The organism is Rhizobium sp. IBUN (assembly GCF_000510625.1).
GTDB classification, from domain to species: Bacteria; Pseudomonadota; Alphaproteobacteria; order Rhizobiales; family Rhizobiaceae; genus Rhizobium; species Rhizobium altiplani.
Genome location: NZ_AZNV01000012.1, coordinates 1 through 26,030, shown reverse-complemented (window position 1 = coordinate 26,030; position 26,030 = coordinate 1). Strand labels below are relative to the sequence as shown.

The window sequence follows — 26,030 nt, the reverse complement described above, 5'->3', positions numbered from 1 at the left end:
CTGAGAAGAGGAATCCAGGCTCGCCGCTAATAGCCTGATGTTCATGGCATTTCTCCGGCGCCGCCGCCTTCGTCGGATCCGCGTCTTTATGCGATTTCTATATCACGCTGCTTGTACTCGAATGGAATTCCTACCGTGAATGGCGTTAGCCTTCCCATGAAATGCGAAGGTTGAAGGCCATGCGAGATTTCATGCTACCCAATGCTCCGATCCCCCGCCCGCGCCGCCCAGCACCGAAACGGCAGATGCGCGAGCGACGCACGGCCCAGGCGCTCATCCTGTTCGGCGTCGTGCTTGCCGCTGTTGAACTCTACGTCATTCTGGGCGGCCTTTGAGCGCAGCATGCCGGCTGACAGACCGTTGCGCCTCGGCGCCACCACGACTGCGCTCATCACGCCGTTTCGTGACGGAGCACTCGACCTTCCTGCACTGGAACGACTGGCGGAGCGACAGATCCGCGGCGGTGTCGACGGGCTTGCCGTCTGCACACTGACCGGAGAAGGACCGACCCTCACCAGAAGCGAGCGCGCCGCAGTCATCCGGACCTGTGTCCGCGTTGCCGGCGAGCTTGTTCCCGTCATTGCCGCAACCGGCACGAACGCTACGGCAACGACGATCGCCTTTACGCTAGATGCCGAGGAGCTTGGCGCCAGTGCTGCCTTAGTGACGCTTCCCTACTATTCCAGGCCTGGACAGAAGGGCATTGTCGGTCACTTCGCTCAGCTCGCGACCGCAACGAGCCTTCCCTTGATCGTCGAAAACAACCCAATGCGCACGGCAATCGATATGACCTTGCCGACACTCGCCACGCTCGCCGATATCCCGTCAATCGTCGGCTTGGCCCTTGCGGAGGGCAACGCCGTCGCTAGGTGCCCGGTGCCCTTCTGGCGTCAACGCTTCCTGCTTCTTTCCGATCGCGACGCAACGGCCCTCTCCTTCCTCGGCAGCGGCGGCAACAGCATCATCTCGGCTGGCGCGAACGTGTACCCGCGTCTGTATGCCTCGCTGCAGCAGGCGGCGCGCGGCGGCAATCTCCCGGCTGCGCGCTTGCTCGATGACAGGCTGGCCCCGCTGACAGGAGCCCTGGGCACCGAGGCCGATCCCGCTGCAATCAAGCACGCGTTGCGGACATTCTTGCCGATCGATCCGGAAGTCCGACTGCCATTTCTGGCCCTGGATGCCGATGGAGAACAGCTGACTTCGCAGGCGCTCTCGCGCGTTTCCGAGATTCAAGATGCCGCTTTATCTATATGATATTTTTATATTTTCCTGATCATCGACCAATGGAAGGCGGATGCGAGTCCCACTATCTTCCTGAGCGTGGCACAGCGCTGCAATCCAGCGCAGAAGACAATTCGAAAGGAAATTCGATGCCCTCTCTTCAATCTGCGTCCGCAATCGAACCCCTCCAACGCCAGGGTTCTGCGCGCTTCACCATCGGCCAAGACCGAAATGGCTGCTGGGTCGTGCAGGACCGCCAAGGGCTCGTAGGAGGCGTCTTCATCAGCGAACACGCAGCCCGCCATTTCGCAGCCGATGAATGCGAGCACAAGCCCGAGCAGATTTGCCGCGCCGCGGATGGCATAGTCCTGCAGTTCGGCGCGCTTGAGCGCGGCGAAAAGGAAATCCACTGATACATCGTGATTGGTGGCGGGCCAGCTGGCCCGTCGCCAATGGCAAACGCTTCCTTAACTGGAAGGACCTATGGTGCTGGCAAAGAGAAGATGCCACGAGACCATGCCGAAGCCAAACTTTCGCTTTACCCACTACGATCTGAAGGAACAGCGCGCCGGGACGATTATCGAGGTGACGTTGAACGCGGTGGCGAATGTGCGCCTGATGACTGCGCCGAACTATCAGCGCTTCACCGAAGTCCTCGACTTTAAATATGTCGGCGGCGTCGCGCGGAAGTCTCCCATCCGTCTGTCCATTCCCGACAGCGGACATTGGCATCTGGTCGTGGACATGGAAGGCCATCATGGCCTTGCGGAATCAGCGGTGAAGCTCGTCCCTCCCGTAGGGCAGATGCGAGCCTCCTGATCAGCGCTGATTGCGCTCCTTCCTGAGCTTTGCCCACCATTCAAGGCGTTTGCGGATATCCCGCTCGAAGCCGCGCTCTGGCGGATCATAGAAGGTTTGTCGGCCCATCTTCTCGGGGAAGTAATCCTGGCCCGAAAAGGCGTCCGGCTCGTCGTGATCATAACGATAGCCCTCGCCGTAACCCTCGCCCTTCATCAGCTTCGTCGGCGCATTCAGGATGTGCTTCGGTGGCAGGAGCGAACCATTCTGCTTGGCAGCCAAGGTCGCGGCCTTGAAAGCCGTATAGACAGCGTTCGACTTCGGTGCGGTCGCGAGATAGACACAAGCCTGCGCCAACGCCAGTTCGCCTTCGGGTGAGCCCAGGTAGTCGTAGGCGTCCTTCGCCGCGTTGCAGATCACCAGCGCCTGCGGGTCGGCAAGGCCGATGTCCTCGACAGCCATGCGAACGAGGCGCCTTCCCAAATAAAGCGGATCTTCGCCGGCATCAAACATGCGCGCGAGATAGTAAAGCGCCGCATCGGGATCGGAGCCGCGGACGGACTTGTGAAGGGCGGAGATGAGGTTGTAGTGCCCGTCCTGAGCCTTGTCATAGACCGGAGCGCGGCGCTGCACGATGCGCGTCAGGCCCTCCGTATCGAAGGTCTCTTTCTCGCGCGCGGCGCGCCATACTTCCTCGGCAAGCGTCAGAACGGCGCGTCCGTCACCATCCGCCATTCTAAGTAGGCTTGCGCGTGCATCTTCGGTCAGCGGCAGCGCCTTGCCTTCAGCGGTCTCGGCACGCTTCAGCAGTTCTTCGAGGCTTTCATCGTCATGCGACTTGAAGGTCAGCACCCGCGCGCGCGACAGCAAAGCTGCATTGAGTTCGAATGATGGATTTTCGGTCGTAGCGCCGACGAGGATGACGGTGCCGTCCTCCATGACAGGAAGGAAGCTATCCTGCTGCGCCCTGTTGAAACGATGAATCTCATCGACGAAGAGCAGCGTCTGCCGGCGATCCATTCGACGCAGCCGTGCCGCCTCGAATACCTTCTTGAGATCGGCCACGCCTGAAAAGATCGCGGAGATCTGTTCGAAGGCGAGACCCGCCTCGCCCGACAACAATCGGGCGACAGTCGTCTTGCCGGTGCCGGGCGGCCCCCAGAAAATCATCGAGCCGAGCGAACCGCTCTCGATCATGCGCCGCAACACGCCGTCTTCGCCGGTCAGATGCTCCTGGCCGGTGACTTCCGAAAGCGTGCGGGGCCGCAGGCGATCGGCAAGAGGCCGCCGGTTGGCGACCTCCTCGGGAATGCGCGGTGCAAAGAGATCGTCACTCATCGGAAAAACTGTCGGATTCGCTGGCCATCGCGCTCGATCTCGACGCGCCAGAAGCTGGGATCCTCGTCGGCGATCGCTGCGAGTTCCTTGGTATTCTTCACTTCCGTGCCATTGATCGAGATGATGATGTCCTTTGGCTCAAAGCCGAGGCGAGCGGCTAGGGAATCTTCCTTCACCTCGGAAACAACGACGCCGGTCGATTCCGAAGGCATGCGCAGCTCGTCGGCAACACGCGGTGAGAGATTTTCGACAACAGCGCCCGTGAAGGGCGTGCGGCCACCGATCGTACGCTGGTCGCGTGGCGCTGTCTCGGGCGCTCTGTCGAGCGCTAGTGCGATCTGCTGCTCGCGGCCGTTCTCGACCACGGTCAATTTAACCGACTTGCCAAGCCCTGCCGTCGTCAGGCGGTAGAGCAGCGCATCCGGATGCTCGACCGGAATCCCATCGACGGCGGAGACGACTTGCCCTGGCTTCAATCCTGCCTTGGCCGCCGGGCCACCCTCGGTAACCTTGACGACAAGCGCGCCGCGCGCCTTGTTGAGGCCGAGTGCTTCGGCAACCTCGGAGGTAACCGCGTCGAAAGTGGCGCCAACATAGGGGCGCTCGAAGGACTTCACGCCGGCATCCGCTGACGCAAGGAACACCTTCACGAGATTGGCTGGGATCGCAAAGCCGATGCCGTTGGAACCGCCGCCGCGCGAGAAGATCGCCGTGTTGATCCCGATCAGCTCGCCCTTCATGTTCATCAGGGCGCCGCCGGAGTTGCCGGGGTTGATCGACGCGTCCGTCTGGATGAAGAAGCCGAACTCGTTCTTGACCACCTGATTACGCGCCAGCGCCGAAACGATACCGCTGGTGACCGTCTGGCCGACACCGAAGGGATTGCCGATCGCCAGGACGAGATCACCGACCTCGACGGCATCGGAATTGCCGAGCGCGAGGGTTGGGAAGGTCTCTTTGGTGTCGACCTTGAGGACGGCGAGATCGACACGGTCATCCCGCAGGACAACCTTGCACGGAAACTCCCGCCCGTCCGAAAGCGCGACCTTGATGTCATCCGCGCCTTCCACGACATGGTTGTTCGTGACGATCGTTCCGTTCGCCTCGACGATGACGCCCGATCCCAGCGACGACTGCTTCTCGCTTCGGTTTGGCATCTGCTGTCCGAAAAACTCTTCAAAGAAGGGGTCGCCCCCGAAAGGCGACTGCCTGCGGATGGTCTTTTCGGCGTAGACGTTCACAACGGCGCCTGCCGTCTGCTTGACGAGCGGCGCGAAGGAGAGCTGCATCTCCAGCTGGCTCTGCGGTACGGTCTTGGCGGTTTGAGCATTGGCGGAAACCGGCAGCGCAAGCACCAGTGCCATGAGAGGCAGGGCTGTGCGCTTCAACAGGTCATGCATGGGGATTCCTTCTGAAATTCGCTCTCGAACACGTTGTAGCGCCGGACGCTAGAAAGGAAAGAGGGCGGAAGCATGGAAGAACAAGGCAGCTCACGGACTGCTGATCAAGCTTCGCAAACTGATTCATGAACGAACTCTATGCGACTGATATCTAATGCCAAAGGCAAGCCAAAGTCACCCGAAAGAGACATCACGCTCGAAGCATGTTGCACCTCTGCCCAATGCCTGGTGCCCAAGCTGTTGAAACTCCGTTCGCCCACCGATTCCTTTAGGCGAAAGCAAGGCCCGTCCTTGCCGCGTCGGCCAACTGCATCATGTTTGTCGCTGGCCCCACTGAAACAGGAACTGATGCATGAGAGCTTTTCACAGCACGCTTTTCCCCGTCGCATTCACACTTTCAGTCCTAATGGCAGGCACTTCCCATGCCGCGAGCTTTGATTGCGACGCAAAGGAACTGAAGCCGGATGAAAAAGTGATCTGCGAAAACCGCGCGCTGAACGATGCCGATGTGAAGATGGCAACGACGTTCGACCTGCTGTCTGGGCTTATGGCGATGGGCTCGCGCGGCACCTTGCAGGACGAGCAAACGGCCTGGCTCAAAAAACGCCAGGAATGCGCCGCAGACGCGGCATGCATCAAGGCTGCCTATGACGAGCGCCTGAAACAGCTCGATGAAACCTACAAAAAAATAAACCGGCCGCTTTAGCGACCGGTCCATTTCACATTCTCTTGACGAGAAGCTCAACGGCTGCCGAGATCGCGAACGGCTCCCCGATCGGCGCTGGTTGCGAAGGCGGCGTAAGCCTTTAGTGCCGTCGTGACGTTGCGCTTGCGCTGCTCGGCCGGATGCCAGCCCCTCTCCTCCTGCTCGGCGCGGCGGCTCGCCAGCTCCTTGTCATCGACGCGCAGGCTGATGATGCGGTTCGGGATGTCGATGTCGATCATGTCGCCTTCGCGAACCAGACCGATCGTGCCGCCGTTTGCCGCTTCCGGCGAGACGTGGCCGATGGAAAGCCCGGACGTGCCGCCGGAGAAGCGGCCATCGGTGATCAGCGCGCAAGCCTTCCCGAGGCCCTTCGATTTCAGGTAGCTCGTCGGATAGAGCATTTCCTGCATGCCGGGGCCACCCTTCGGGCCTTCGTATCGGATGACGACGACATCGCCGGCAACGACCTGGTTCGACAGGATGGCCTTCACAGCCGCGTCCTGGCTTTCGTAGACCTTGGCCGGGCCGGAGAACTTCAGGATGGATTCGTCAACGCCTGCCGTCTTCACAATGCAGCCGTCAAGCGCCAGGTTGCCCTTCAGAACAGCAAGACCGCCGTCCTTCGAGAACGGATGCTCCACGGAGCGGATAACGCCCTTTTCGCGGTCCGTGTCGAGATCGTCCCAACGCGCTTCCTGACTGAAGGCGACTTGGGTCGGGATGCCGCCGGGCGCGGCGCGGTAGAAGTTACGGACCGTCTCGCTGTTGGTGCGGGTAATGTCCCAGCGGTCGATCGCGTCGCCGAGCGTTTCGGCATGGACCGTCGGGCATTCGCGGTTCAGCAGGCCGCCCTTGTCCAGCTCTCCGAGGATCGACATGATGCCGCCGGCGCGGTGAACGTCTTCCATGTGGACATCACTCTTGGCCGGTGCGACCTTGGAGAGGCAGGGAACGCGGCGCGACAACGCATCGATGTCGGCCATCGTGAAATCGATCTCGCCTTCGTGCGCCGCCGCCAGGATGTGGAGGACGGTGTTCGTCGAGCCACCCATGGCGATATCGAGAGCCATGGCATTCTCGAACGCCTGCTTGGACGCAATCGTGCGTGGCAGAGCCTTGACGTCGTCCTGCTCGTAGTAACGGCGCGCGAGATCGACGATCAGGTGACCAGCTTCGACGAACAGCCGCTTGCGATCGGCATGCGTTGCGAGCGTCGAGCCGTTGCCTGGTAACGACAGGCCGAGCGCTTCGGTCAGGCAGTTCATGGAGTTGGCGGTAAACATGCCCGAGCACGAGCCGCAGGTCGGACACGCAGACCGTTCGATGACCTTGACGTCCTCATCACTGATCTTGTCGTCGGCGGCGGCAACCATGGCGTCGACGAGGTCGAGCGCGTGGGTCTTGCCATGCAGGACGACCTTGCCGGCTTCCATTGGGCCACCGGAGACGAAGACGGTCGGGATGTTGAGGCGGAGTGAGGCCATCAGCATGCCGGGCGTGATCTTGTCACAGTTGGAGATGCAGACCATCGCGTCGGCGCAGTGGGCGTTGACCATGTATTCGACGCTGTCGGCAATCAGTTCGCGCGACGGCAGCGAATAGAGCATGCCGTCATGGCCCATCGCGATGCCGTCGTCGACGGCGATCGTGTTGAATTCCTTGGCGACGCCACCAGCAGCTTCGATTTCGCGGGCCACGAGTTGACCAAGGTCCTTGAGATGGACGTGGCCAGGCACGAACTGGGTGAAGGAGTTCACCACCGCAATAATCGGCTTGCCGAAATCCGAATCCTTCATGCCCGTGGCGCGCCAAAGGCCGCGCGCACCCGCCATGTTGCGGCCGTGGGTCGTGGTTCTGGAACGGTAGGCTGGCATTGGCGTATTCCTTACGTGTCGGAAATCGTCGGCGATTGCGGGGCGCAGGCTTCAAGCGGCAGGGTTGTCGCCGTTTTTTGGAATTGTCCTAATCCAAACGGTGTGGGCTGTCACTACCGGGAAGGCCGAAACCGGTACGCTTCGGCTCCTGGGCACATCGAGCTTATACGGTCACGGCAGTCGTTTCGTTACAGGCTATTGCATCAAACAGCGAACACAAAAAGTTGGCTTTTCGCAGCCGTGCCTGTGGGCATAAACAATGATTTAAAGATGTGTTTAATGCGTTGAAGGTTTATACCGAGCTTACATGCTCAGGAGGTTTCCGGTGCCAGCCTATCGCCCCCCAAAGATCGCATCCTCGGAGATTACGCCGAAACAGCTCTATCTGCGCCGCCGCGAATTCCTCGGCGCTGCGACGCTGGGCGCCATGGCGCTGTACGGAGCCGGCAAGGCCAGTGCAGCGGCACTGTCGGTCGTCGAAAGCAAATATACGGTCGATGAGAAGGCGACCCCCCTGAAGGACGTCACGACCTACAACAATTTCTACGAATTCGGTCTGGATAAGGGCGATCCCGCTGCGCTCTCCGGCGACTTTAAACCGCTGCCTTGGACGATCAAGGTCGACGGCATGGTCGACAAGCCCGGCACGTTCGATGTCGAAGCGCTGATCAAGGAATTCCCGATCGAGAGCCGCACCTACCGCATGCGTTGTGTCGAGGCGTGGTCGATGGTCATTCCTTGGGACGGCTTTCCGCTTGCTTCCCTGCTCAACAAGGTCGAGCCGCTCGGAAGTGCAAAGTACGTCGCCTTCGAAACGGTCGTGCGGCCAGAAGAGATGCCGGGACAGAAAGGCATCTTCCAATCGCTCGACTGGCCCTATGTCGAAGGCCTGCGGCTCGACGAAGCGCGTCACCCACTCGCCCTGCTCGCCGTCGGTCTTTATGGTCAGACCTTGCCGAACCAGAACGGCGCGCCGATCCGGCTGGTCGTGCCATGGAAGTATGGCTTCAAGGGCATCAAGTCGATCGTGCGGATCACCCTGACGGACAAGGAGCCGAAGAACACCTGGCAGGTGACCAATCCCCAGGAGTATGGCTTCTTTGCCAACGTCAATCCGGAGGTCGATCACCCACGCTGGAGCCAGGCGACGGAACGGCGCATCGGCGAAGGCGGCTTTTTCGGCGCAAGCCGCCACCCGACCCTGCCGTTCAACGGCTATGCCGACGAGGTCGCCAGCCTCTATAGCGGCATGGATCTTCGGAAGAACTTCTGATGCCGGGATTTTCGCTCAGCCTTGCGAAGCGGTGGCAATCGGCCTCTGTCTGGGCGCTCTATGCCATCGGCCTGTTGCCCGCCGCATGGACCTTTTATCTCGGCGCAACCGATCAGCTCGGCGCCGATCCGGTAAAGACCTTCGAACTGTTCCTCGGCCTCTGGGCGATCCGCTTCCTTATCCTGACGCTCGCCGTCAGCCCTGCCCGCGATCTGTTCGGCTGGAACTATCTGCGCTATCGCCGCGCGCTTGGGCTCCTCTGTTTCTATTACGTGGCGATGCATTTGACTGTTTACATGGTGCTGGACCAGGCACTTGATCTCTCAGCTGTGCTCAACGACGTGCTGAAGCGGCCCTTTATCATGTTCGGTATGGCCGGGTTCGTCATGCTGGTTCCGCTAGCAGTGACATCGAACAACCTTTCGATCCGCCGCTTGGGGCCGAACTGGGTCCGGCTGCATCGCCTCGTCTACATTATCGCCGCTGCCGGCGCCGTACACTTTGCGCTATCGACGAAGGTCATCGACCTCGAGCAATACGTCTATGTCACGGTGATCATCCTGCTGATCCTTTACCGCTCATGGCGGCCGATCGCGCGGAGCAGGAAACGCGGCCAGGGCCGCCAGCGCACACGGGCTGCAGCGACCGCCTCATGATTTGCACACGCTCCTTCGGCTATCGGCTCGCGCCCGGTCACCCTTCCTTCGCTGGCTGATTAATCATGGCTTCGATGTTGTAGCCATCGGGATCGAGAACGAAGGAGGCGTAATAGCCTGGTGCATATTGTGGGCGTGGGCCGGGAGCGCCATTGTCCTTTGCGCCAGCATCTAGCGCGACGTGATAAAACGCATCAACCTCGGCCCTGCTTCGAGTGCGAAAGGCGACGTGCACACTCGTCAAAGGTGGCGGGCCGTCGACCTGCTGGATCTCGAAAAGGCACCCATTGCCGATATCGAAGGCCCAGAACACGCTCTCCTTTCCGAAGGAAAGTTTGTATCCTAGCGGTGCAAGCGCCTTCTCATAGAAGAGCTTGCTCTTTGCCAAGTCACTCACAGCAACGGTTATATGGTCTATCAAGCGCCCACTCCTTGAGACGTTGGCGGGAACGCCAAGCTAGCTCCGATCTCAAGACTGCTCAACATGCCAAGCGGCAGCACGATACAGCATTGGCCTGCGGCTGCATCCAAGGGCAGCGATCCGCTCCTGAATATGCCTTGTCTTGGTGGGAATACGACGACCCGTCCACGACCGCCGTTTCCCGTGCCCAGCAAGGGTTACAAACGAAAACAGCCGGGCTTTGCAGCCCGGCTGTTTTGCTTCCGGCACACCGGAAAGGATTAAGCGGCTTCAGCTGCAGCAGCTTCGGCTTCAACGCGAGCCTTGTCGGCTGCGCCCTTAGCGTAGGTGTCGCGGTCAACGAATTCGATGACTGCGAGAGCGGCGTTGTCGCCCTGGCGGAAGCCAGCCTTCATGATACGCAGGTAGCCGCCGTTGCGGGTTGCGTAGCGCGAAGCGATCGTGTCGAAGAGCTTCGAAACAACAGCGGCGTCGCGGATCTGCGAGATCGCCTGACGACGAGCATGCAGGTCGCCGCGCTTGCCGAGGGTGACGAGCTTTTCAACGATCGGACGGATTTCCTTTGCCTTCGGCAGGGTCGTCACGATCTGCTCATGGGTGATGAGCGAAGCCGCCATGTTGGCAAACATTGCCTTGCGGTGGCTAGCGGTTCTGTTCAGCTTGCGGCCGGATTTACCGTGGCGCATTGCTATTCTCCTTCACATGCAGGCATCTCGCCCGCCGTTTGATGGTTAGTATTGGTCTTCGTAGCGCTTGGCGAGATCTTCGATGTTCTCAGGCGGCCATGCCGGCACTTCCATGCCGAGGTGCAGGCCCATGGAAGCGAGAACTTCCTTGATTTCGTTCAGCGACTTGCGACCAAAATTCGGCGTGCGGAGCATTTCTGCTTCGGTCTTCTGAATGAGGTCGCCGATGTAGACGATGTTGTCGTTCTTCAGGCAGTTTGCCGAGCGAACGGACAGTTCGAGTTCGTCCACCTTCTTGAGGAGCGCCGGGTTGAAAGCGAGTTCGGTGACTGCTTCTTCTTCGGCTTCCTTCTGCGGCTCGTCGAAGTTGACGAACACGCCAAGCTGATCCTGGAGGATGCGAGCCGCGAAAGCGACGGCATCTTCGCCGGAAATCGAACCATCGGTTTCGATCGTCATGTTCAGCTTGTCGTAGTCGAGAACCTGTCCTTCGCGGGTGTTTTCAACCTTGTAGGATACCTTCTTGACCGGCGAATAAAGGCTGTCGACCGGGATGAGACCGATCGGAGCATCTTCCGCACGATTGCGGTCGGCCGGAACGTAGCCCTTGCCGTTGTTGACGGTGAATTCCATGCGGATTTCGGCGCCCTCGTCGAGCGTGCAGATGACATGCTCGGGGTTGAGGATTTCGATATCGCCGACCGTCTGGATGTCACCAGCCGTTACAACGCCCGGGCCCTGCTTACGCACGACCATGCGCTTTGCGTCATCGCCATCCATCTTGATGGCGATTTCCTTGATGTTGAGGACGATGTCCGTGACGTCTTCGCGGACGCCCGGGATCGACGAGAACTCATGCAGCACGCCATCGATCTGCACGGCCGTCACTGCGGCGCCGCGCAGCGAGGACAGCAGAACGCGGCGAAGCGCGTTGCCGAGGGTGAGGCCGAAACCGCGCTCCAGCGGCTCTGCTACGAGCGTCGCCTTGGTGCGCGAGCTCGAAGAGAACTCGACCTTGTTCGGCTTGATCAATTCCTGCCAGTTTTTCTGAATCATATTTTTGCCTTCCGTTCGTTACCACCATCCAATCGTGGCAACCGAGCTTGAGAAGCACCGGGAGCGAAAATCCGCTCACCGGTGTTGTGAATGGCGATGATCAGACGCGGCGCTTCTTGCGCGGGCGGCAACCATTGTGCGGGATCGGCGTCACGTCGCGGATGGACGTGATCATGAAACCAGCAGCCTGGAGCGCGCGCAGAGCGGATTCACGACCCGAACCCGGACCGCAAACTTCGACTTCCAGCGACTTCATGCCATGTTCCTGAGCCTTCTTGGCGCAGTCCTCAGCAGCGATCTGAGCAGCGAACGGGGTCGACTTGCGCGAGCCCTTGAAGCCCTTGGCGCCAGCCGACGACCAGGCAATGGCGTTGCCCTGTGCGTCGGTGATGGTGATCATCGTGTTGTTGAAGGTCGAGTTGACGTGGGCAACACCCGACGAAATGTTTTTGCGTTCGCGACGACGAACGCGTACGGCTTCCTTGGCCATTTAAATCCCTTTCTTGGATCTCTGCACCGCCGTAATGCCAGCGGCTACACCGGAACGAGACCTTACGGCCCTGCCCCAAACTCAAAAGAGGCCGGCGCAGACCGCCAGCCCCCTTACCTCCGGTTTCCCGGAAATTACTTCTTCTTACCAGCGATGGCCTTTGCCGGACCTTTGCGGGTACGGGCATTGGTGTGCGTGCGCTGACCGCGGACCGGAAGGCCACGACGATGACGCAGACCACGGTAGCAGCCGAGGTCCATCAGACGCTTGATGTTCATCGAGGTTTCGCGACGCAGATCGCCTTCGACCTGATAGTCACGGTCGATGGTTTCACGGATCTGCAGAACCTCGGAGTCCGTCAGCTGATGGACGCGCTTGTCAGCCGGAAGGCCAACCTTCTCCATGATTTCCTGCGCGAATTTTGGACCGATCCCGTGAATGTAGGTCAGCGCGATAACGACGCGCTTCGCAGTCGGGATGTTGACGCCAGCGATACGTGCCACGCCTATTCTCCTTGCGTTCCCGTTGCCATCCGGCAAGAGGCTTTTCGTTATGCAGCCGAACCGGCCGCTCGTTCAGATTTGGGTTCGTACATGTCAAAGCGACCGAACCCGGACTTCTCTGGAAATCCGCGCCGATCGCATAAATGTCGCGAGTTGGCGCGGTGTTTAGCGGAATCAGTGCTGAAAAGCAACCGCTTCCGCCAAGTTTATTTTCAAAGACTAAAGCTTCGAAAGTATCTTATCGATCTCGCTGGTGACGTGATCGATATCCGCCATGCCATCAACCGACTTCAGCTTGCCCTTGGCATAGAAGTAGCCGATCAATGGAGATGTTTCCTTGTAGTAAGCCTGCAGGCGCGTGACGACCGTTTCGCGGTTGTCATCGGGGCGCCGCTTGAAGTGAGTCGAACCGCAGCGGTCGCAAACGCCTTCAACCTTCGGCTTTACATTGGTGTCGTGATAGCCTGCACCGCAGTTGGCGCAGGTGTAGCGTCCCGAGACGCGGTCCGCGAGGACCTTGTCGTCAACTTGGATCTCGATCACGGCCGAGAGCTCAAGACCCTTGCTTTTCAGAATTGCTTCCGTTGCGTCGGCCTGAACCAGCGTGCGCGGGTAACCGTCGAGAATGAAACCCTTGGTGCAGTCCGGTGCATCCAGACGCTCGGAGACGATGGCATTGACAATCTCATCGGAAACAAGCTTGCCAGCATCCATGACGGCCTTTGCACGCTTGCCTACCTCCGTGCCAGCCGCAACGGCAGCACGCAGCATGTCACCCGTGGAAAGTTGCGGAATTCCGTACTTCTCCACGATCCGCTGAGCCTGGGTCCCCTTACCCGCGCCCGGCGGCCCTAACAGTATGAGTCTCATCGCCCCCTCTTTCCTCCGCGCAACTTCGATTTCTTGATCAGGCCTTCGTACTGCTGTGCGATCAGATGACCCTGTATCTGCGCCACCGTATCGAGAGTTACGCTAACCACGATCAAGAGCGAAGTGCCACCCAGGGACAAAGGAATGCCCGTCTGCGACACAAGAATTTCAGGCAGAATGCACACGAAGACGAGGTAGATCGCGCCAATCACCGTAATGCGGGTCAGCACGTAGTCGATATACTCAGCAGTCCGCTCGCCCGGGCGAATACCCGGGATGAAGCCGCCATGCTTCTTCAGATTGTCGGCGGTGTCCTTCGGATTGAAGACGATAGCTGTATAGAAGAAGGCAAAGAAAGCGATCAGCAGGCCGTAGAGCAGCATATAGAGCGGCTGGCCGTGGCCGAGCGCGGCGACGATCGAGGTCGCCCAGGCCGGCAGTGCGGTCGTGTTGGCAAAGCCTGCAACGGTCGCCGGCAGCAGCAGCAGCGAGGACGCGAAGATCGCCGGGATAACGCCCGAGGTGTTGAGCTTCAGCGGCAGGTGCGACGTGTCACCCTGGAACATGCGGTTGCCGACCTGGCGCTTCGGATACTGGATCAGCAGGCGGCGCTGCGCACGCTCAACGAAAACGATGATCGCGATAACGGCGATCGCAATGACGATGACGGCGAGAATCAGCGTCGTCGACAGGGCGCCGGTGCGGCCAAGTTCGAGGGTGCCGGCAAGAGCCTGCGGAAGGCCTGCGGCAATACCGGCGAAGATGATCAGCGAGATGCCGTTGCCGATGCCGCGCGAGGTGATCTGCTCGCCGAGCCACATCAGGAACATCGTGCCGCCGAGCAGGGTCACGACCGTCGAAATGCGGAAGAAGATGCCAGGATCGACAACAAGGCCGTTGCCGCTCTCAAGACCGACGGAAATGCCGTAAGCCTGAAGCGCACCGAGCAGTACCGTGCCGTAGCGCGTATACTGGTTGATGATCTTGCGGCCCTGTTCGCCCTCCTTCTTCAGGTTTTCGAGCGCCGGAACGACCGAAGTCATCAGCTGCACGATGATCGAAGCGGAAATGTACGGCATGATGCCGAGCGCGAAGATTGCCATGCGCTGCACGGCGCCGCCCGAGAACATGTTGAAGAGGCCGAGAATGCCGCCCGCCTGCCCACGGAATGCCTGGGCATAAGCTTCTGGATTTAGGCCAGGGAGCGGAATGTGAGTACCGAGCCGGTACACGAGGAGAGCTGCCAGTGTGAACCACAGGCGCTTCTTGAGATCCTCGGCTTTGGCGAAGGTCGAGAAATTGAGGTTGGAAGCCAACTGTTCCGCTGCAGACGCCATGCGATTCTCCGCGCTACCAATTCCGGGCTCTAGCCAAGCGAGGTGCAGGACCCGGTATCAGCATTCTGAATTATTCAAAAGCGGGCTTCGGACGGATTGCGAACGCAACCTATGCCTCACCCTTGTGTTCGTTCCTACCGTCCATGACGCACGTGCGTCCAGCCGGTTTTCGTGAGGCTCACATATGGGAGCAAAATCGCCCGGTGTGAAGCACCCCGGGCGACTTATCATAAGATTAATTATTCTGCAGCTGCGGCAGAAAGAAGCGTGACGGAACCGCCAGCCTTTTCGATCTTTTCGACAGCCGGCTTGGAAGCGCCAGCAACTTCGAACTTGACCTTTGCCTTCAGCTCGCCGTCGGCGAGAACGCGAACGCCGTCCTTGACGCGACGGATAACGCCGGCAGCCTTGAGAGCCGCTGCATCAACCGTGGACTTGGCGTCGAGCTTGCCAGCGTCGATCGCAGCCTGAACACGCTCAAGCGACACGACGACGAAGTCGGCCTTGAAGATGTTGTTGAAGCCGCGCTTCGGCAGGCGACGGTAGATTGGCATCTGACCGCCTTCGAAACCGTTGATAGCGACGCCGGAACGGGACTTCTGACCCTTCACACCCCGACCACCGGTCTTGCCCGAGCCCGAACCAATACCGCGCCCGAGGCGCTTGCGGCTGTGGGTCGAACCTTCGTTGTCTTTAATTTCATTGAGTTTCATAGCGAATCTCCCGGCTTACTTCTCGTCGACGACGCGAACGAGATGCTGGACAGCACGGATCATGCCACGAACGGAAGGAGTATCTTCCAGCGTGCGGCGACGGTGCATCTTGTTGAGTCCGAGGCCGATCAGCGTGCGCTGCTGGACGTCCGGACGACGAATCGGGCTGCCGATCTGTTCGACAGTCACCGTCTTCGCTTCAGTCTTCTTGGTAGCCTTAGCCATCTGTCAGACTCCTCTTATTCTTCAGAGGCATTGCCAGAAGCGGCACGGCGAGCCTGGAGCGTTGCATACTTGATGCCGCGCTGAGCTGCTATGTCCTTCGGGTGAACCTGGTGCTTCAGAGCGTCGAAGGTAGCGCGAACCATGTTGTATGGGTTCGAGGAACCGGTCGACTTGGCGACAACGTCGTGAACGCCGAGCGTTTCGAAAACAGCGCGCATCGGACCACCGGCGATGATACCGGTACCGACCTTGGCCGAACGAAGCAGAACCTTGCCGGCGCCATGGCGGCCATGAACGTCGTGATGCAGCGTACGGCCGTCACGCAGCGGTACGAAGATCAGTTCGCGCTTGGCAGCTTCAGTCGCCTTGCGGATTGCTTCCGGCACTTCGCGCGCCTTGCCGTGACCGAAGCCAACGCGGCCCTTCTGGTCACCAACGACGACGAGAGCGGCGAAACCGAAACGGCGGCCACCCTTAACAACCTTAGCAACGCGGTTAATCGCGACCAGCTTGTCGACGAATTCGCTATCGCGCTCTTCACGGGCCTGGCGGTCTTCCCGCTGCGGCCTTCTTTCCTGTGCCATTGTCCTCTTCCTTTTTCTTTTCCGGGTGCAATCGGCAAACAAAACGAGGACCGCATCGGCCTCCCCTTTTCGGGACGCCTGCGGTCCGGTGATATCCGGCCGGTACCCTAAGGCAGCCGGCCGGAAACTCTATTAGAAGGACAGACCGCCTTCTCGGGCTGCTTCTGCCAGGGCCTTGATGCGGCCGTGGTAGATGAAGGCGCCACGGTCGAATACGACGTCCTTGACGCCTGCCTTCGAGGCGCGCTCAGCAACGAGCTTGCCTACGAGGGCAGCTGCTGCCGTGTCAGCACCGGTCTTCAGAGAACCGCGCAGGTCCTTGTCGAGGGTCGAGGCAGACGCAAGCGTCTTACCAGCGACATCGTCAATGACTTGAGCATAGATGTTCTTCGACGAGCGATGAACCGACAGGCGCGGACGGCCGTTGGCCACCGACTTGAGGTGACGACGCACGCGGTTGGCACGACGTGCAAGTGCTTCTTTCCTGCTAGCCATTTCGCGTGATCCTTACTTCTTCTTGCCTTCTTTGCGGACGATCCGCTCTTCGGCATACTTGACGCCCTTGCCCTTGTAAGGCTCAGGACCGCGGTATTCGCGGATTTCAGCGGCAACCTGGCCGACCTGCTGCTTGTTGATGCCGGTGACGACGATTTCCGTCGGCTTCGGCACAGCGATCGTGATTCCCTGCGGCGGCTCATACACAACGTCATGGCTGAAGCCGAGTGCCAGCTGCAGGTTCTTGCCCTGAAGCGACGCGCGGTAACCGACGCCGTTGATTTCGAGCTTGCGCTCAAAGCCGTCCTTAACGCCCTTGAAGATGTTCTCGATCATCGTGCGGGACATGCCCCACTTTGCACGAGCATTCTTCGTCTGGCTGAGCGGCGTCACGACGACCGCATTATTTTCGAGCTTCACGCCGACTTCGTCGTTTGCGACGAAGAACAGCTCGCCCTTCGGGCCCTTAGCGGTAACCTTCTGGCCATCGACCGTAGCCGTGATCCCAGCAGGCACCTGAACGGGCTTTTTACCGATACGAGACATTTTTATATCCTGTCTGTTCGCTATGGAGATCCCTGCTCAGCCTTAGAAGACCGAGCAAAGAACCTCGCCACCAACGTTCTGTTCGCGAGCCTGGTGATCGGCCATCACGCCCTTCGGGGTCGAAAGGATGGTGATGCCGAGGCCGTTCGCGACCTGCGGAATGGACTTGACCGAGACATAAACCCGGCGGCCCGGCTTGGACACACGGCCGATCTCACGGATCACCGATGCGCCTTCATAGTACTTGAGTTCGATGTTGAGCTCAGACTTGCCATTGCCGAAATCGACAACGGAGTAGCCACGGATGTAGCCTTCAGACTGCAGAACATCGAGAACACGTGCACGGAGCTTCGAAGCAGGCGTCGAGACCGACGACTTGCGGCGAGAAGCGCCGTTACGGATGCGAGTGAGCATATCGCCCAACGGATCAGTCATTGTCATCTAACCTGCTCCTTACCAGCTCGACTTGACGATGCCCGGCACCTTGCCGAGATTGCCGAGTTCACGCAGCGCGATACGCGACATGCGCAGTTTGCGGTAGTATGCGCGCGGACGGCCCGATACTTCGCAACGGTTGCGAATGCGGGTCTTGGATCCATCGCGCGGCAGGGATGCCAGCTTGATCGAGGCCTTGAACCGCTCTTCGATCGGAAGAGCCTGGTTCATGATGATCGCCTTCAGAGCTGCGCGCTTGGCAGCCTGGTTAGCGACCGTAGTACGGCGGCGCTTGTTCTTTTCAACTGCGCTTGTCTTCGCCATGTGCGGTTCCTTTTCTACGCTCGTCGTTACGGTTACTGACGGAACGGGAAGTTGAACTCTGTCAGGAGAGCCCGCGCTTCGTCGTCCTTCGTTGCCGTCGTGCAAACGATGATGTCCATGCCCCACATCTGATCAACCTTGTCGTAGTTGATCTCAGGGAACACAATGTGCTCCTTGATGCCCATGGCGAAGTTGCCACGGCCGTCAAAGCTTTTCGGGTTCAGGCCGCGGAAGTCGCGAACGCGCGGAAGCGCGATGTTCACGAGACGGTCCAGGAACTCGTACATGCGAGCGCCGCGCAGGGTGACCTTTGCGCCGATCGGCATCTGCTCGCGGACCTTGAAGCCAGCGATGGAGTTGCGTGCACGGGTGATGACCGGCTTCTGGCCGGCAATAGCGGCCAGGTCGGCTGCAGCAACAGTCGGCTTCTTCGAATCAGCCGTTGCCTCACCAACACCCATGTTGATTACGATCTTGTCGAGCTTCGGGATCATCATCTCGTTGGCGTAGGAGAACTTCTCCTGCATCGCCGCACGAATGCGCTCGACATATTCCTTCTTGAGCCGTGGCTCGTACTTTGCGTCAGCCATCAGATCACCTCACCGGAACGCTTGGCCACACGGACCTTCTTGCCGTCAACAACCTTGAAGCCAACGCGGGTCGGCTTGCCGTCCTTGTCGACGATTGCGACGTTGGACAGGTGAACCGAGGCTTCCTTGCTGATGATGCCGGCTTCCTGGCTCTGCGTCTGGCGCTGGTGGCGCTTTACGACGTTGACGCCACGAACAACGGCGCGATCTTCCTTGGGCAGAACCTGAAGGACTTCGCCGGTACGGCCCTTGTCCTTGCCTGCGAGCATGACGACCTTGTCGCCCTTACGAATCTTTTGCATCGTTCGCGCTCCTTACAGTACTTCGGGAGCCAGCGAGATGATCTTCATGTGGTTCTTGGCGCGAAGTTCGCGCGGAACCGGTCCGAAGATACGGGTGCCGATCGGCTCTTTCTTGTTGTCGATGAGGACTGCTGCATTCGTGTCGAAGCGGATGATGCTGCCATCAACGCGACGGATTTCCTTGGCGGTACGAACAACCACCGCCTTCATCACGTCACCCTTCTTCACGCGGCCGCGCGGGATCGCTTCCTTGATCGAAACGACAATAATGTCGCCGATCCCGGCATACTTGCGCTTCGAGCCGCCCAGCACCTTGATGCACATGACACGACGTGCGCCGGAATTATCCGCCACGTCGAGGTTTGTTTGCATCTGAATCATATCAGGTCGCCTTTTTGGTTTACCGGAATGGTTGGGCTTTCGCCCCCTACCCCGGCTTATGAAAATTGTCAGCCGGCCGCTTGCCACAAGGACAGGCGAAAACACGGCAATAGCTTGAATAGCGCGGGATCGATCGTGCCAGGGTGGTTTCCCATCGGGACCTTCCGTGCGCTCAAAGCAAAAGAACGCTCGACGAACGAGCGTTCTGACGCTGCTTCATACAGATATTTCCGCGAGACGCAAGGCCTCGCGCAAAAATCTTACTTGGCCTGGGCGGAAACGACCGTCCAGCGCTTGTCCTTGGAAATCGGCGCGCATTCCTCGATGGATACGGTATCGCCGATCTTGTACTGGTTGTTTTCGTCGTGGGCCTTGTACTTCTTGGAACGACGAACGGTCTTCTGGAGCAGCGGGTGAGCGAAACGACGCTCAACGCGAACTACGACAGTCTTCTCGTTCTTGTCGCCAACGACAACGCCCTGCAGAATGCGCTTCGGCATGATGTTTTCCTTTACGCCTTTGCTTCTGCCGCCTTCTGGCGGGCAATGGTTTTCACGCGGGCGATGTCCTTACGGACTTCGTTGATGCGCGAGGACTTTTCCAGCTGACCGGTTGCCTTCTGAAAGCGCAGGTTGAACTGCTCCTTCTTCAGGTCGGCGAGCTTGTCCTTGAGCTGGTCGGCCGTGAGGCCGCGTACTTCTTCGGCTTTCATCTGCCTTGCTCCTTACTCTGCAATGCGCTGAACGAAGCGCGTCTTGACCGAGAGCTTGGCAGAGCCGAGGCGAAGCGCTTCACGAGCGATTTCTTCGCTGACGCCGTCGATTTCGAACATCATACGGCCTGGCTTGACCTTGCATGCCCAATACTCGACAGAGCCCTTGCCCTTACCCATACGGACTTCGGTCGGCTTTGCGGTTACCGGAACGTCCGGGAACACGCGGATCCATACACGGCCGGCGCGCTTCATGTAACGCGTGATCGCGCGGCGGGCCGCTTCGATCTCGCGTGCATTGACGCGGTTCGGCTCTTGAGCCTTAAGGCCGAATTCGCCGAAGGCCAGGTCAGAACCACCCTTGGCGACGCCCTTGATGCGGCCCTTAAATTGCTTGCGGTACTTGGTACGCTTTGGCTGCAACATTTTCTTTATTCTCCGAACTTATCTGCCACCAACGCTATTAAGCGTTGTCGCGGCGACGATCGCGATCACGGCTTGCCGGACCCTGAGCGTCACCCTCGAGTGCGCGGCGCTCGGAGGCCATCGGATCGTGCTCAAGGATTTCGCCCTTGAAGATCCAAACCTTGATGCCGCAGATGCCGAAAGCGGTTTCCGCTTCAGCTGTGCCGTAGTCGATGTCAGCGCGCAGCGTGTGCAGCGGAACGCGACCTTCGCGGTACCATTCCGTACGAGCGATTTCAGCACCGCCGAGACGGCCTGCGCAGGTGATCTTGATGCCTTCGGCGCCAAGACGCATTGCAGACTGAACGGCGCGCTTCATGGCGCGACGGAAAGCAACACGACGCTCGAGCTGCTGAGCGATCGACTGTGCGACGAGCGTAGCGTCGACTTCCGGCTTGCGAACTTCAACGATGTTGAGGTGCGTTTCGGAATTCGTCATGTCCGACAGCTTCTTGCGGAGCTTGTCGATGTCTGCGCCCTTCTTGCCGATGATCAGGCCCGGACGAGCCGAGTGGATCGTGACACGGCACTTCTTGTGCGGACGCTCGATGACCACCTTGGCGATACCAGCCTGCTTCAGTTCGCTCATCACGAACTTGCGCATCTTCAGGTCTTCGTGCAGCAGCTGACCGTACTCGGCATTGTCCGCAAACCAGCGGCTATCCCAGGTACGGTTGATGCCAAGACGGAAACCGATTGGATTAATTTTCTGACCCATTATGCGGCCTCCTCTTGTGCCTGCACTTCGCGGACAACGATCGTCAGGTGCGCAAACGGCCTCTCGATGCGAGAAGCGCGGCCGCGGCCACGAGCGTGGAAACGCTTCATGACGATCGACTTGCCGACATAGGCTTCGGCGACGACCAGGGAGTCGACGTCGAGGTCATGGTTGTTCTCGGCGTTGGCGATCGCAGATTCGAGCGTCTTCTTGACGGCGCTTGCGATACGCTTGCGGGAGAATTCCAGCTCAGCGAGTGCACGATCGACCTTCTTGCCGCGGATAACCGCAGCAACGAGGTTGAGCTTCTGTGGGCTGACGCGGAGCGTGCGGGCGACTGCTTGCGCCTCGTTGTCCTTCAGCCGGCGTTCGGCTTTTGCCTTGCCCATTGTTACTTCCTCTTTGCCTTCTTGTCCGCACCGTGACCGTAGTAGGTCCGGGTCGGAGAGAATTCACCGAATTTGTGACCGACCATGTCTTCATTGACGCTGACCGGAACATGCTTGCTGCCGTTGTAGACGCCGAAGGTGAGACCGACGAACTGCGGCAGGATCGTGGAGCGACGGCTCCAGATCTTGATTACTTCTGCACGTCCGCCTTCACGAACCTTCTCAGCCTTCTTGAGAAGATAGCCGTCAACGAACGGACCTTTCCATACTGAACGAGCCATTGGAGACTTCCTCTCTTACTTCTTACGCTGATGACGCGAGCGCATGATCATCTTGTCGGTCGACTTGTTCGACCGGGTGCGCTTGCCCTTGGTCGGCTTGCCCCACGGAGTAACCGGGTGACGACCACCAGAGGTGCGGCCTTCACCACCGCCGTGCGGGTGGTCGACAGGGTTCATGACGACACCGCGGTTATGCGGACGCTTGCCGCGCCAAACAGTACGACCGGCCTTGCCGTCGTTGATGTTGGCGTGATCCGGATTCGAAACCGCACCGATCGAAGCAAGGCAGGTGCCGTGCACGAGGCGCTGTTCGCCAGAGTTCAGGCGAAGGATCGCCATGCCCTGGTCGCGACCGACGAGCTGTGCGTAGGAACCGGCGGAGCGAGCGATCTGACCACCCTTGCCCGGCTTCATTTCCACGTTGTGGATGATGGAGCCGACCGGGATGAACTGTAGCGGCATCGTGTTGCCGGGCTTTACGTCGACAGCCTTCTCGGAAGCGATGACCTTGTCGCCGGCAGCGAGGCGCTGCGGAGCGAGGATGTAGGCCTTTTCGCCGTCAGCATAGGTCACCAGCGCGATGAAAGCCGTGCGGTTCGGATCGTATTCGATGCGATCGACGGTGCCTTCAACGTCGAACTTGCGACGCTTGAAGTCGACCAGACGGTAGGTGCGCTTGTGACCGCCGCCGATGAAGCGGGCGGTGATGCGGCCGAGGTTGTTACGACCGCCGCTCTTGGTCAGACCTTCCGTCAGCGCCTTGACCGGTTTGCCCTTGTAGAGCGAGGAGCGGTCGACGATGACCAGCTGACGCTGGCTCGGGGTCGTAGGATTGAATGTTTTCAATGCCATTTTATTATTCCTCAGAGACCGGTGGAGACGTCGATCGTCTGGCCTTCAGCCAGCGTCACAACTGCCTTCTTCACGTCCTGCTGCTTGCCGACAAAACCTTTAAAACGCTTGGTCTTGCCCTTGCGGAGCAGAGTGTTGACGGCCGTGACCTTGACGCCGAACAGCGCCTCGACTGCAGCCTTGATTTCCGGCTTCGACGCCTTCTTGGCGACGTTGAAAACAACCTGGTTGTTTTCCGATACCAGCGTGGACTTTTCGGTGATCGCCGGCGAGACGATCACATCATAGTGGCGAAGGTCGGTCACTTGAAACGCTCCTCTAGAGCTTCGACGGCAGCCTTGGAAAGCACGAGCTTGCCGCGGCGCACGATGTCGTAAACGTTGATGCCCTGGATCGGCAGAACATCGATGTTCGGGATGTTCTGAGCTGCGAGCTTGAAGTTGCCATCAAGTTCAGCGCCGCCGATGAAGAGCGCGTTGGTCAGGCCGAGCGTCTCGAAAGCCGATGCCAGTGCCTTGGTCTTTGCTTCTGCAGCAACCAGGCTGTCGATGATGATGACATCGTCGGACTTCAGCTTGGCCGAGAGGGCGTGACGCAGACCGAGAGCGCGAACCTTCTTCGGAAGGTCGTGTTCGTGGCTGCGCGCGACCGGGCCGTGGGCCTTACCACCGCCGCGGAACTGGGGAGCGCGAGCCGAGTGGTGACGAGCGCGGCCCGTACCCTTCTGCTTGTACATCTTGGCGCCGGTGCGCGAGACGTCCGCGCGGCCCTTTGCCTGGTGCGTGCCCTGCTGCTTCTTGGCAAGCTGCCAGCGGATGACGCGGGCAAGAATGTCTTCGCGGGGCTCGAGACCGAAAATCGCGTCAGAAAGAGAAACCTTCCCTGCGTCTTTTCCCTCGAGGGTCTTGACGTTGAATTCCATTGGTCCGGCTCCCTTACTTCGCTGCCGACTTGACGGCATCGCGCACGATGATCCAGGCACCCTTGGAACCGGGTACTGCACCCTTGATCAGGATCAGACCACGATCTTCGTCGGTCGAAACCACTTCCAGGTTCTGAGTCGTTACGCGCGTCTGGCCCATGTGACCAGCCATCTTCTTGTTCTTGAATACCTTACCGGGATCCTGGCGCTGACCGGTCGAACCGTGCGAGCGGTGCGAAACCGAGTTACCATGCGTAGCACGGCCACCACTGAAATTGTGGCGCTTCATGACGCCGGCAAAGCCCTTACCGATCGTCGTGCCCGTCACATCGACGAGCTGACCAGCTGCGAAGTGACCAGCCTTGAGCTCGGTGCCAACCTCGAGGAGATTGTCTTCCGTGACGCGGAATTCCGTAAGCTTGGCCTTCGGCTCGACGTTGGCAACAGCAAAGTTACCGCGCATCGCCTTCGACGTATTCTTGACCTTCGCCGTGCCAGCACCGAGCTGGACTGCGGCATAGCCGTTCTTCTCAACAGTGCGCTGGGCCACAACCTGGCAGCCATCCAGACGCAGTACTGTTACCGGGACATGTTCACCAGCGTCGTTGTAGACGCGGGTCATGCCCACCTTCTGTGCAATCACACCTGAACGCATCGGTTCAATCCTTCCAAATCCGCTCGAGCAAGGCTCAGAGCTTGATCTCAACATCGACACCGGCGGCGAGATCGAGCTTCATTAGCGCGTCTACCGTCTGCGGGGTCGGATCTACGATGTCGAGGAGGCGCTTATGCGTGCGCATCTCGAACTGCTCGCGGCTCTTCTTGTCGATGTGTGGGGACCGGTTGACCGTAAACTTCTCGATGCGAGTCGGAAGCGGAACGGGGCCCCGGACGCTTGCGCCGGTGCGCTTCGCCGTCGACACGATCTCGCGCGTCGAAGCGTCGAGAATGCGGTGATCGAACGCCTTCAGGCGAATGCGGATATTTTGGCCGTTCATTCGACGTTATCCTTGTGTTTGTTTCCCACGCGCCTGTTAGGCAGACACGGGTTGTTCTTTTTTCCTAAGGCGGACCACCGGTTTCAAAGATCGAGAGGGACACCGGAATGCGGCATCCCTATCCAGTCTTCAGGCCTTACGGCCACCTTATTGCTTGTTGTAGTCACCCGCTCCAATGAACGAAGCAGGGCGCAAATCGCGCTCGCGCGCCATTTGCAACATTTCTCGGTAATAAGCAAGCGGCTAGCGCCGCTTGCTTCATAATAATGTCATCGAATCGGCCGCTTCAGGCGAAACGGCCGGTCTTTCGATTACTCGACGATCGAGGCGACGATGCCGGCGCCGACGGTACGGCCGCCTTCGCGGATAGCGAAGCGCAGCTTTTCTTCCATCGCGATCGGAACGATCAGTTCGACGTCAACCGTGACGTTGTCGCCAGGCATAACCATTTCCGTGCCTTCCGGCAGGGTGACGATGCCAGTCACGTCCGTCGTGCGGAAGTAGAACTGCGGACGGTAGTTGGTGAAGAACGGCGTATGACGGCCGCCTTCTTCCTTCGTCAGGATGTAGGCTTCAGCCTTGAACTTCTTGTGCGGCTTGACAGAGCCCGGCTTGCACAGGATCTGACCACGCTCGACGCCGTCACGGTTCACACCGCGAACCAGAGCACCGATGTTGTCGCCAGCCTGGCCCTGGTCGAGCAGCTTCCGGAACATTTCAACGCCGGTAACCGTCGTCTTCGAGGTCGGGCGGATGCCGACGATTTCGACTTCTTCGCCAACCTTGACGATACCGCGCTCGACGCGGCCGGTCACAACCGTACCACGGCCCGAGATCGAGAACACGTCTTCGATCGGCATCAGGAACGGCTGGTCGATCGGACGCTCAGGCGTCGGGATGTAGGCGTCAACAGCTGCCATCAGCTCGCGGATCGCGTCTTCGCCGATCTTCTTGTCGGAGTCTTCGAGAGCGGCAAGAGCCGAGCCCTTGATGACCGGAATGTCGTCGCCCGGGAAGTCGTAGGACGACAGAAGTTCGCGAACTTCGAGCTCGACGAGTTCGAGAAGCTCGGCGTCGTCAACCTGGTCGACCTTGTTGAGGAACACGACGATCGCCGGAACGCCAACCTGACGAGCGAGCAGGATGTGCTCGCGGGTCTGCGGCATCGGGCCGTCAGCAGCCGAGCAAACCAGGATCGCGCCGTCCATCTGGGCAGCACCGGTGATCATGTTCTTGACGTAGTCGGCGTGGCCGGGGCAGTCAACGTGGGCATAGTGGCGGTTCGGGGTCTCGTATTCGACGTGTGCCGTCGAAATGGTGATGCCGCGAGCCTTTTCTTCCGGAGCCGCGTCGATCTGGTCGTACGCCTTGAACTCGCCGAAGTACTTCGTGATCGCTGCCGTCAGAGACGTCTTGCCGTGGTCAACGTGGCCGATCGTGCCGATGTTAACGTGCGGCTTGTTGCGCTC

General features: G+C 59.5%; 39 protein-coding genes. 7 read left to right on the top strand and 32 right to left on the bottom strand.

Annotation, left to right across the window (positions count from 1 at the left end; all coding sequences use genetic code 11):
- Positions 1-191 precede the first annotated feature (191 nt).
- From RHIBUN_RS36390 to RHIBUN_RS0113240, 4 genes are all read left to right on the top strand, one after another.
- The gene (locus RHIBUN_RS36390) at positions 192-335 is read left to right on the top strand and encodes a hypothetical protein (protein WP_156828753.1); all 144 of its coding nucleotides are present in this window, start codon (positions 192-194) and stop codon (positions 333-335) included.
- 7 nt (positions 336-342) lie between these two features.
- Positions 343-1,254, top strand: coding sequence for a dihydrodipicolinate synthase family protein (locus RHIBUN_RS0113250; RefSeq protein ID WP_025659919.1), 912 nt, complete (start codon positions 343-345; stop codon positions 1,252-1,254).
- A gap of 116 nt (positions 1,255-1,370) precedes the next feature.
- A complete protein-coding gene (locus tag RHIBUN_RS33415) occupies positions 1,371-1,634 on the top strand; it encodes a hypothetical protein (protein ID WP_051420060.1) in 264 nt (87 codons plus the stop codon).
- Between the two features lie 103 nt (positions 1,635-1,737).
- Positions 1,738-2,040, top strand: coding sequence for a DUF1883 domain-containing protein (locus RHIBUN_RS0113240; protein WP_025659917.1), 303 nt, complete (start codon positions 1,738-1,740; stop codon positions 2,038-2,040).
- On the opposite strand, the gene RHIBUN_RS0113235 is transcribed toward RHIBUN_RS0113240, so the two are convergent.
- Positions 2,041-3,357 carry a replication-associated recombination protein A gene (locus RHIBUN_RS0113235; protein ID WP_025659916.1) on the bottom strand — a complete coding sequence of 439 codons (1,317 nt, stop codon included), beginning with the start codon at positions 3,355-3,357 and terminating at the stop codon, positions 2,041-2,043.
- Positions 3,354-4,757 (bottom strand): DegQ family serine endoprotease, encoded by a 1,404-nt coding sequence (locus RHIBUN_RS0113230; protein WP_025659915.1) that lies wholly within the window; start codon positions 4,755-4,757, stop codon positions 3,354-3,356. Before RHIBUN_RS0113230 ends, RHIBUN_RS0113235 begins: the two co-directional genes overlap by 4 nt.
- Before the next feature lie 406 nt (positions 4,758-5,163).
- Between RHIBUN_RS0113230 and RHIBUN_RS0113225 the strand changes: the two genes are divergently transcribed.
- Complete coding sequence (locus RHIBUN_RS0113225) at positions 5,164-5,463, top strand: lysozyme inhibitor LprI family protein (protein WP_245271664.1); 300 nt, start codon at positions 5,164-5,166, stop codon at positions 5,461-5,463.
- Positions 5,464-5,498: 35 nt separating this feature from the next.
- On the opposite strand, the gene ilvD is transcribed toward RHIBUN_RS0113225, so the two are convergent.
- Positions 5,499-7,337: a dihydroxy-acid dehydratase gene (ilvD, locus tag RHIBUN_RS0113220; protein ID WP_025659913.1), complete on the bottom strand. Its 1,839-nt coding sequence runs from the start codon at positions 7,335-7,337 to the stop codon at positions 5,499-5,501.
- Between the two features lie 325 nt (positions 7,338-7,662).
- Here ilvD and msrP point away from each other — a divergent pair, with 325 nt between their 5' ends.
- Both msrP and msrQ read left to right on the top strand, forming a co-directional pair.
- Positions 7,663-8,610: a protein-methionine-sulfoxide reductase catalytic subunit MsrP gene (msrP, locus tag RHIBUN_RS0113215; RefSeq protein ID WP_025659912.1), complete on the top strand. Its 948-nt coding sequence runs from the start codon at positions 7,663-7,665 to the stop codon at positions 8,608-8,610.
- Positions 8,610-9,266: a protein-methionine-sulfoxide reductase heme-binding subunit MsrQ gene (gene msrQ / locus RHIBUN_RS0113210; RefSeq protein WP_018857100.1), complete on the top strand. Its 657-nt coding sequence runs from the start codon at positions 8,610-8,612 to the stop codon at positions 9,264-9,266. The genes msrP and msrQ overlap by 1 nt, the downstream gene beginning before the upstream one ends.
- Before the next feature lie 37 nt (positions 9,267-9,303).
- On the opposite strand, the gene RHIBUN_RS0113205 is transcribed toward msrQ, so the two are convergent.
- The 29 genes from RHIBUN_RS0113205 to tuf all read right to left on the bottom strand — a co-directional run.
- Entirely contained in the window at positions 9,304-9,687 is a 384-nt protein-coding gene (locus tag RHIBUN_RS0113205) for a VOC family protein (RefSeq protein ID WP_025659911.1), read from the bottom strand.
- A 260-nt stretch (positions 9,688-9,947) separates the two neighbouring features.
- The gene (rplQ, locus tag RHIBUN_RS0113200; RefSeq protein ID WP_018857102.1) at positions 9,948-10,373 is read right to left on the bottom strand and encodes a 50S ribosomal protein L17; all 426 of its coding nucleotides are present in this window, start codon (positions 10,371-10,373) and stop codon (positions 9,948-9,950) included.
- Between the two features lie 45 nt (positions 10,374-10,418).
- Entirely contained in the window at positions 10,419-11,429 is a 1,011-nt protein-coding gene (locus RHIBUN_RS0113195; RefSeq protein WP_007531694.1) for a DNA-directed RNA polymerase subunit alpha, read from the bottom strand.
- A 100-nt stretch (positions 11,430-11,529) separates the two neighbouring features.
- Complete coding sequence (gene rpsK / locus RHIBUN_RS0113190) at positions 11,530-11,919, bottom strand: 30S ribosomal protein S11 (RefSeq protein ID WP_003547577.1); 390 nt, start codon at positions 11,917-11,919, stop codon at positions 11,530-11,532.
- Positions 11,920-12,053: 134 nt separating this feature from the next.
- Entirely contained in the window at positions 12,054-12,422 is a 369-nt protein-coding gene (rpsM, locus tag RHIBUN_RS0113185; RefSeq protein ID WP_007531685.1) for a 30S ribosomal protein S13, read from the bottom strand.
- Between the two features lie 219 nt (positions 12,423-12,641).
- Entirely contained in the window at positions 12,642-13,292 is a 651-nt protein-coding gene (locus RHIBUN_RS0113180) for an adenylate kinase (protein WP_025659910.1), read from the bottom strand.
- Positions 13,289-14,629 carry a preprotein translocase subunit SecY gene (gene secY, locus RHIBUN_RS0113175; RefSeq protein WP_018857104.1) on the bottom strand — a complete coding sequence of 447 codons (1,341 nt, stop codon included), beginning with the start codon at positions 14,627-14,629 and terminating at the stop codon, positions 13,289-13,291. The genes RHIBUN_RS0113180 and secY overlap by 4 nt, the downstream gene beginning before the upstream one ends.
- Before the next feature lie 239 nt (positions 14,630-14,868).
- Positions 14,869-15,342 (bottom strand): 50S ribosomal protein L15, encoded by a 474-nt coding sequence (gene rplO, locus RHIBUN_RS0113170; RefSeq protein ID WP_016553563.1) that lies wholly within the window; start codon positions 15,340-15,342, stop codon positions 14,869-14,871.
- Positions 15,343-15,357: 15 nt separating this feature from the next.
- Complete coding sequence (gene rpmD, locus RHIBUN_RS0113165) at positions 15,358-15,567, bottom strand: 50S ribosomal protein L30 (RefSeq protein ID WP_007531681.1); 210 nt, start codon at positions 15,565-15,567, stop codon at positions 15,358-15,360.
- A gap of 14 nt (positions 15,568-15,581) precedes the next feature.
- Positions 15,582-16,151, bottom strand: coding sequence for a 30S ribosomal protein S5 (gene rpsE, locus RHIBUN_RS0113160; RefSeq protein WP_007531680.1), 570 nt, complete (start codon positions 16,149-16,151; stop codon positions 15,582-15,584).
- 132 nt (positions 16,152-16,283) lie between these two features.
- Positions 16,284-16,646: a 50S ribosomal protein L18 gene (rplR, locus tag RHIBUN_RS0113155; protein WP_018857106.1), complete on the bottom strand. Its 363-nt coding sequence runs from the start codon at positions 16,644-16,646 to the stop codon at positions 16,284-16,286.
- 12 nt (positions 16,647-16,658) lie between these two features.
- Positions 16,659-17,192 (bottom strand): 50S ribosomal protein L6, encoded by a 534-nt coding sequence (rplF, locus tag RHIBUN_RS0113150; protein ID WP_025659909.1) that lies wholly within the window; start codon positions 17,190-17,192, stop codon positions 16,659-16,661.
- Between the two features lie 42 nt (positions 17,193-17,234).
- Positions 17,235-17,633: a 30S ribosomal protein S8 gene (gene rpsH, locus RHIBUN_RS0113145; protein WP_004674934.1), complete on the bottom strand. Its 399-nt coding sequence runs from the start codon at positions 17,631-17,633 to the stop codon at positions 17,235-17,237.
- Positions 17,634-17,645: 12 nt separating this feature from the next.
- A complete protein-coding gene (gene rpsN / locus RHIBUN_RS0113140; protein ID WP_003573787.1) occupies positions 17,646-17,951 on the bottom strand; it encodes a 30S ribosomal protein S14 in 306 nt (101 codons plus the stop codon).
- Between the two features lie 32 nt (positions 17,952-17,983).
- A complete protein-coding gene (rplE, locus tag RHIBUN_RS0113135; RefSeq protein ID WP_016553557.1) occupies positions 17,984-18,541 on the bottom strand; it encodes a 50S ribosomal protein L5 in 558 nt (185 codons plus the stop codon).
- Entirely contained in the window at positions 18,541-18,843 is a 303-nt protein-coding gene (gene rplX / locus RHIBUN_RS0113130) for a 50S ribosomal protein L24 (RefSeq protein WP_007531676.1), read from the bottom strand. Before rplX ends, rplE begins: the two co-directional genes overlap by 1 nt.
- 12 nt (positions 18,844-18,855) lie before the next feature.
- Entirely contained in the window at positions 18,856-19,224 is a 369-nt protein-coding gene (gene rplN / locus RHIBUN_RS0113125) for a 50S ribosomal protein L14 (RefSeq protein WP_018857108.1), read from the bottom strand.
- A gap of 260 nt (positions 19,225-19,484) precedes the next feature.
- Positions 19,485-19,724, bottom strand: coding sequence for a 30S ribosomal protein S17 (gene rpsQ / locus RHIBUN_RS0113120; RefSeq protein WP_007787739.1), 240 nt, complete (start codon positions 19,722-19,724; stop codon positions 19,485-19,487).
- Between the two features lie 11 nt (positions 19,725-19,735).
- Positions 19,736-19,936, bottom strand: coding sequence for a 50S ribosomal protein L29 (gene rpmC, locus RHIBUN_RS0113115; protein ID WP_007531673.1), 201 nt, complete (start codon positions 19,934-19,936; stop codon positions 19,736-19,738).
- A 12-nt stretch (positions 19,937-19,948) separates the two neighbouring features.
- Entirely contained in the window at positions 19,949-20,362 is a 414-nt protein-coding gene (gene rplP, locus RHIBUN_RS0113110) for a 50S ribosomal protein L16 (protein ID WP_003573792.1), read from the bottom strand.
- 37 nt (positions 20,363-20,399) lie between these two features.
- Positions 20,400-21,119 carry a 30S ribosomal protein S3 gene (rpsC, locus tag RHIBUN_RS0113105; protein ID WP_018857109.1) on the bottom strand — a complete coding sequence of 240 codons (720 nt, stop codon included), beginning with the start codon at positions 21,117-21,119 and terminating at the stop codon, positions 20,400-20,402.
- Positions 21,119-21,508 (bottom strand): 50S ribosomal protein L22, encoded by a 390-nt coding sequence (gene rplV / locus RHIBUN_RS0113100; protein WP_025659907.1) that lies wholly within the window; start codon positions 21,506-21,508, stop codon positions 21,119-21,121. The genes rpsC and rplV overlap by 1 nt, the downstream gene beginning before the upstream one ends.
- A gap of 2 nt (positions 21,509-21,510) precedes the next feature.
- Positions 21,511-21,789 carry a 30S ribosomal protein S19 gene (rpsS, locus tag RHIBUN_RS0113095; RefSeq protein WP_007531666.1) on the bottom strand — a complete coding sequence of 93 codons (279 nt, stop codon included), beginning with the start codon at positions 21,787-21,789 and terminating at the stop codon, positions 21,511-21,513.
- 15 nt (positions 21,790-21,804) lie between these two features.
- Positions 21,805-22,641, bottom strand: coding sequence for a 50S ribosomal protein L2 (rplB, locus tag RHIBUN_RS0113090; RefSeq protein WP_018857111.1), 837 nt, complete (start codon positions 22,639-22,641; stop codon positions 21,805-21,807).
- Between the two features lie 11 nt (positions 22,642-22,652).
- On the bottom strand, positions 22,653-22,946 hold the full coding sequence (locus tag RHIBUN_RS0113085) for a 50S ribosomal protein L23 (RefSeq protein WP_016553551.1): 294 nt from the start codon (positions 22,944-22,946) through the stop codon (positions 22,653-22,655).
- The gene (rplD, locus tag RHIBUN_RS0113080) at positions 22,943-23,563 is read right to left on the bottom strand and encodes a 50S ribosomal protein L4 (RefSeq protein WP_007531661.1); all 621 of its coding nucleotides are present in this window, start codon (positions 23,561-23,563) and stop codon (positions 22,943-22,945) included. The genes RHIBUN_RS0113085 and rplD overlap by 4 nt, the downstream gene beginning before the upstream one ends.
- 13 nt (positions 23,564-23,576) lie before the next feature.
- Positions 23,577-24,218: a 50S ribosomal protein L3 gene (rplC, locus tag RHIBUN_RS0113075; protein WP_025659906.1), complete on the bottom strand. Its 642-nt coding sequence runs from the start codon at positions 24,216-24,218 to the stop codon at positions 23,577-23,579.
- 34 nt (positions 24,219-24,252) lie between these two features.
- A complete protein-coding gene (rpsJ, locus tag RHIBUN_RS0113070; RefSeq protein ID WP_003547547.1) occupies positions 24,253-24,561 on the bottom strand; it encodes a 30S ribosomal protein S10 in 309 nt (102 codons plus the stop codon).
- A gap of 311 nt (positions 24,562-24,872) precedes the next feature.
- A partial coding sequence (gene tuf / locus RHIBUN_RS0113065; protein WP_025659905.1) for an elongation factor Tu occupies positions 24,873-26,030 on the bottom strand: 1,158 nt, incomplete at its 5' end.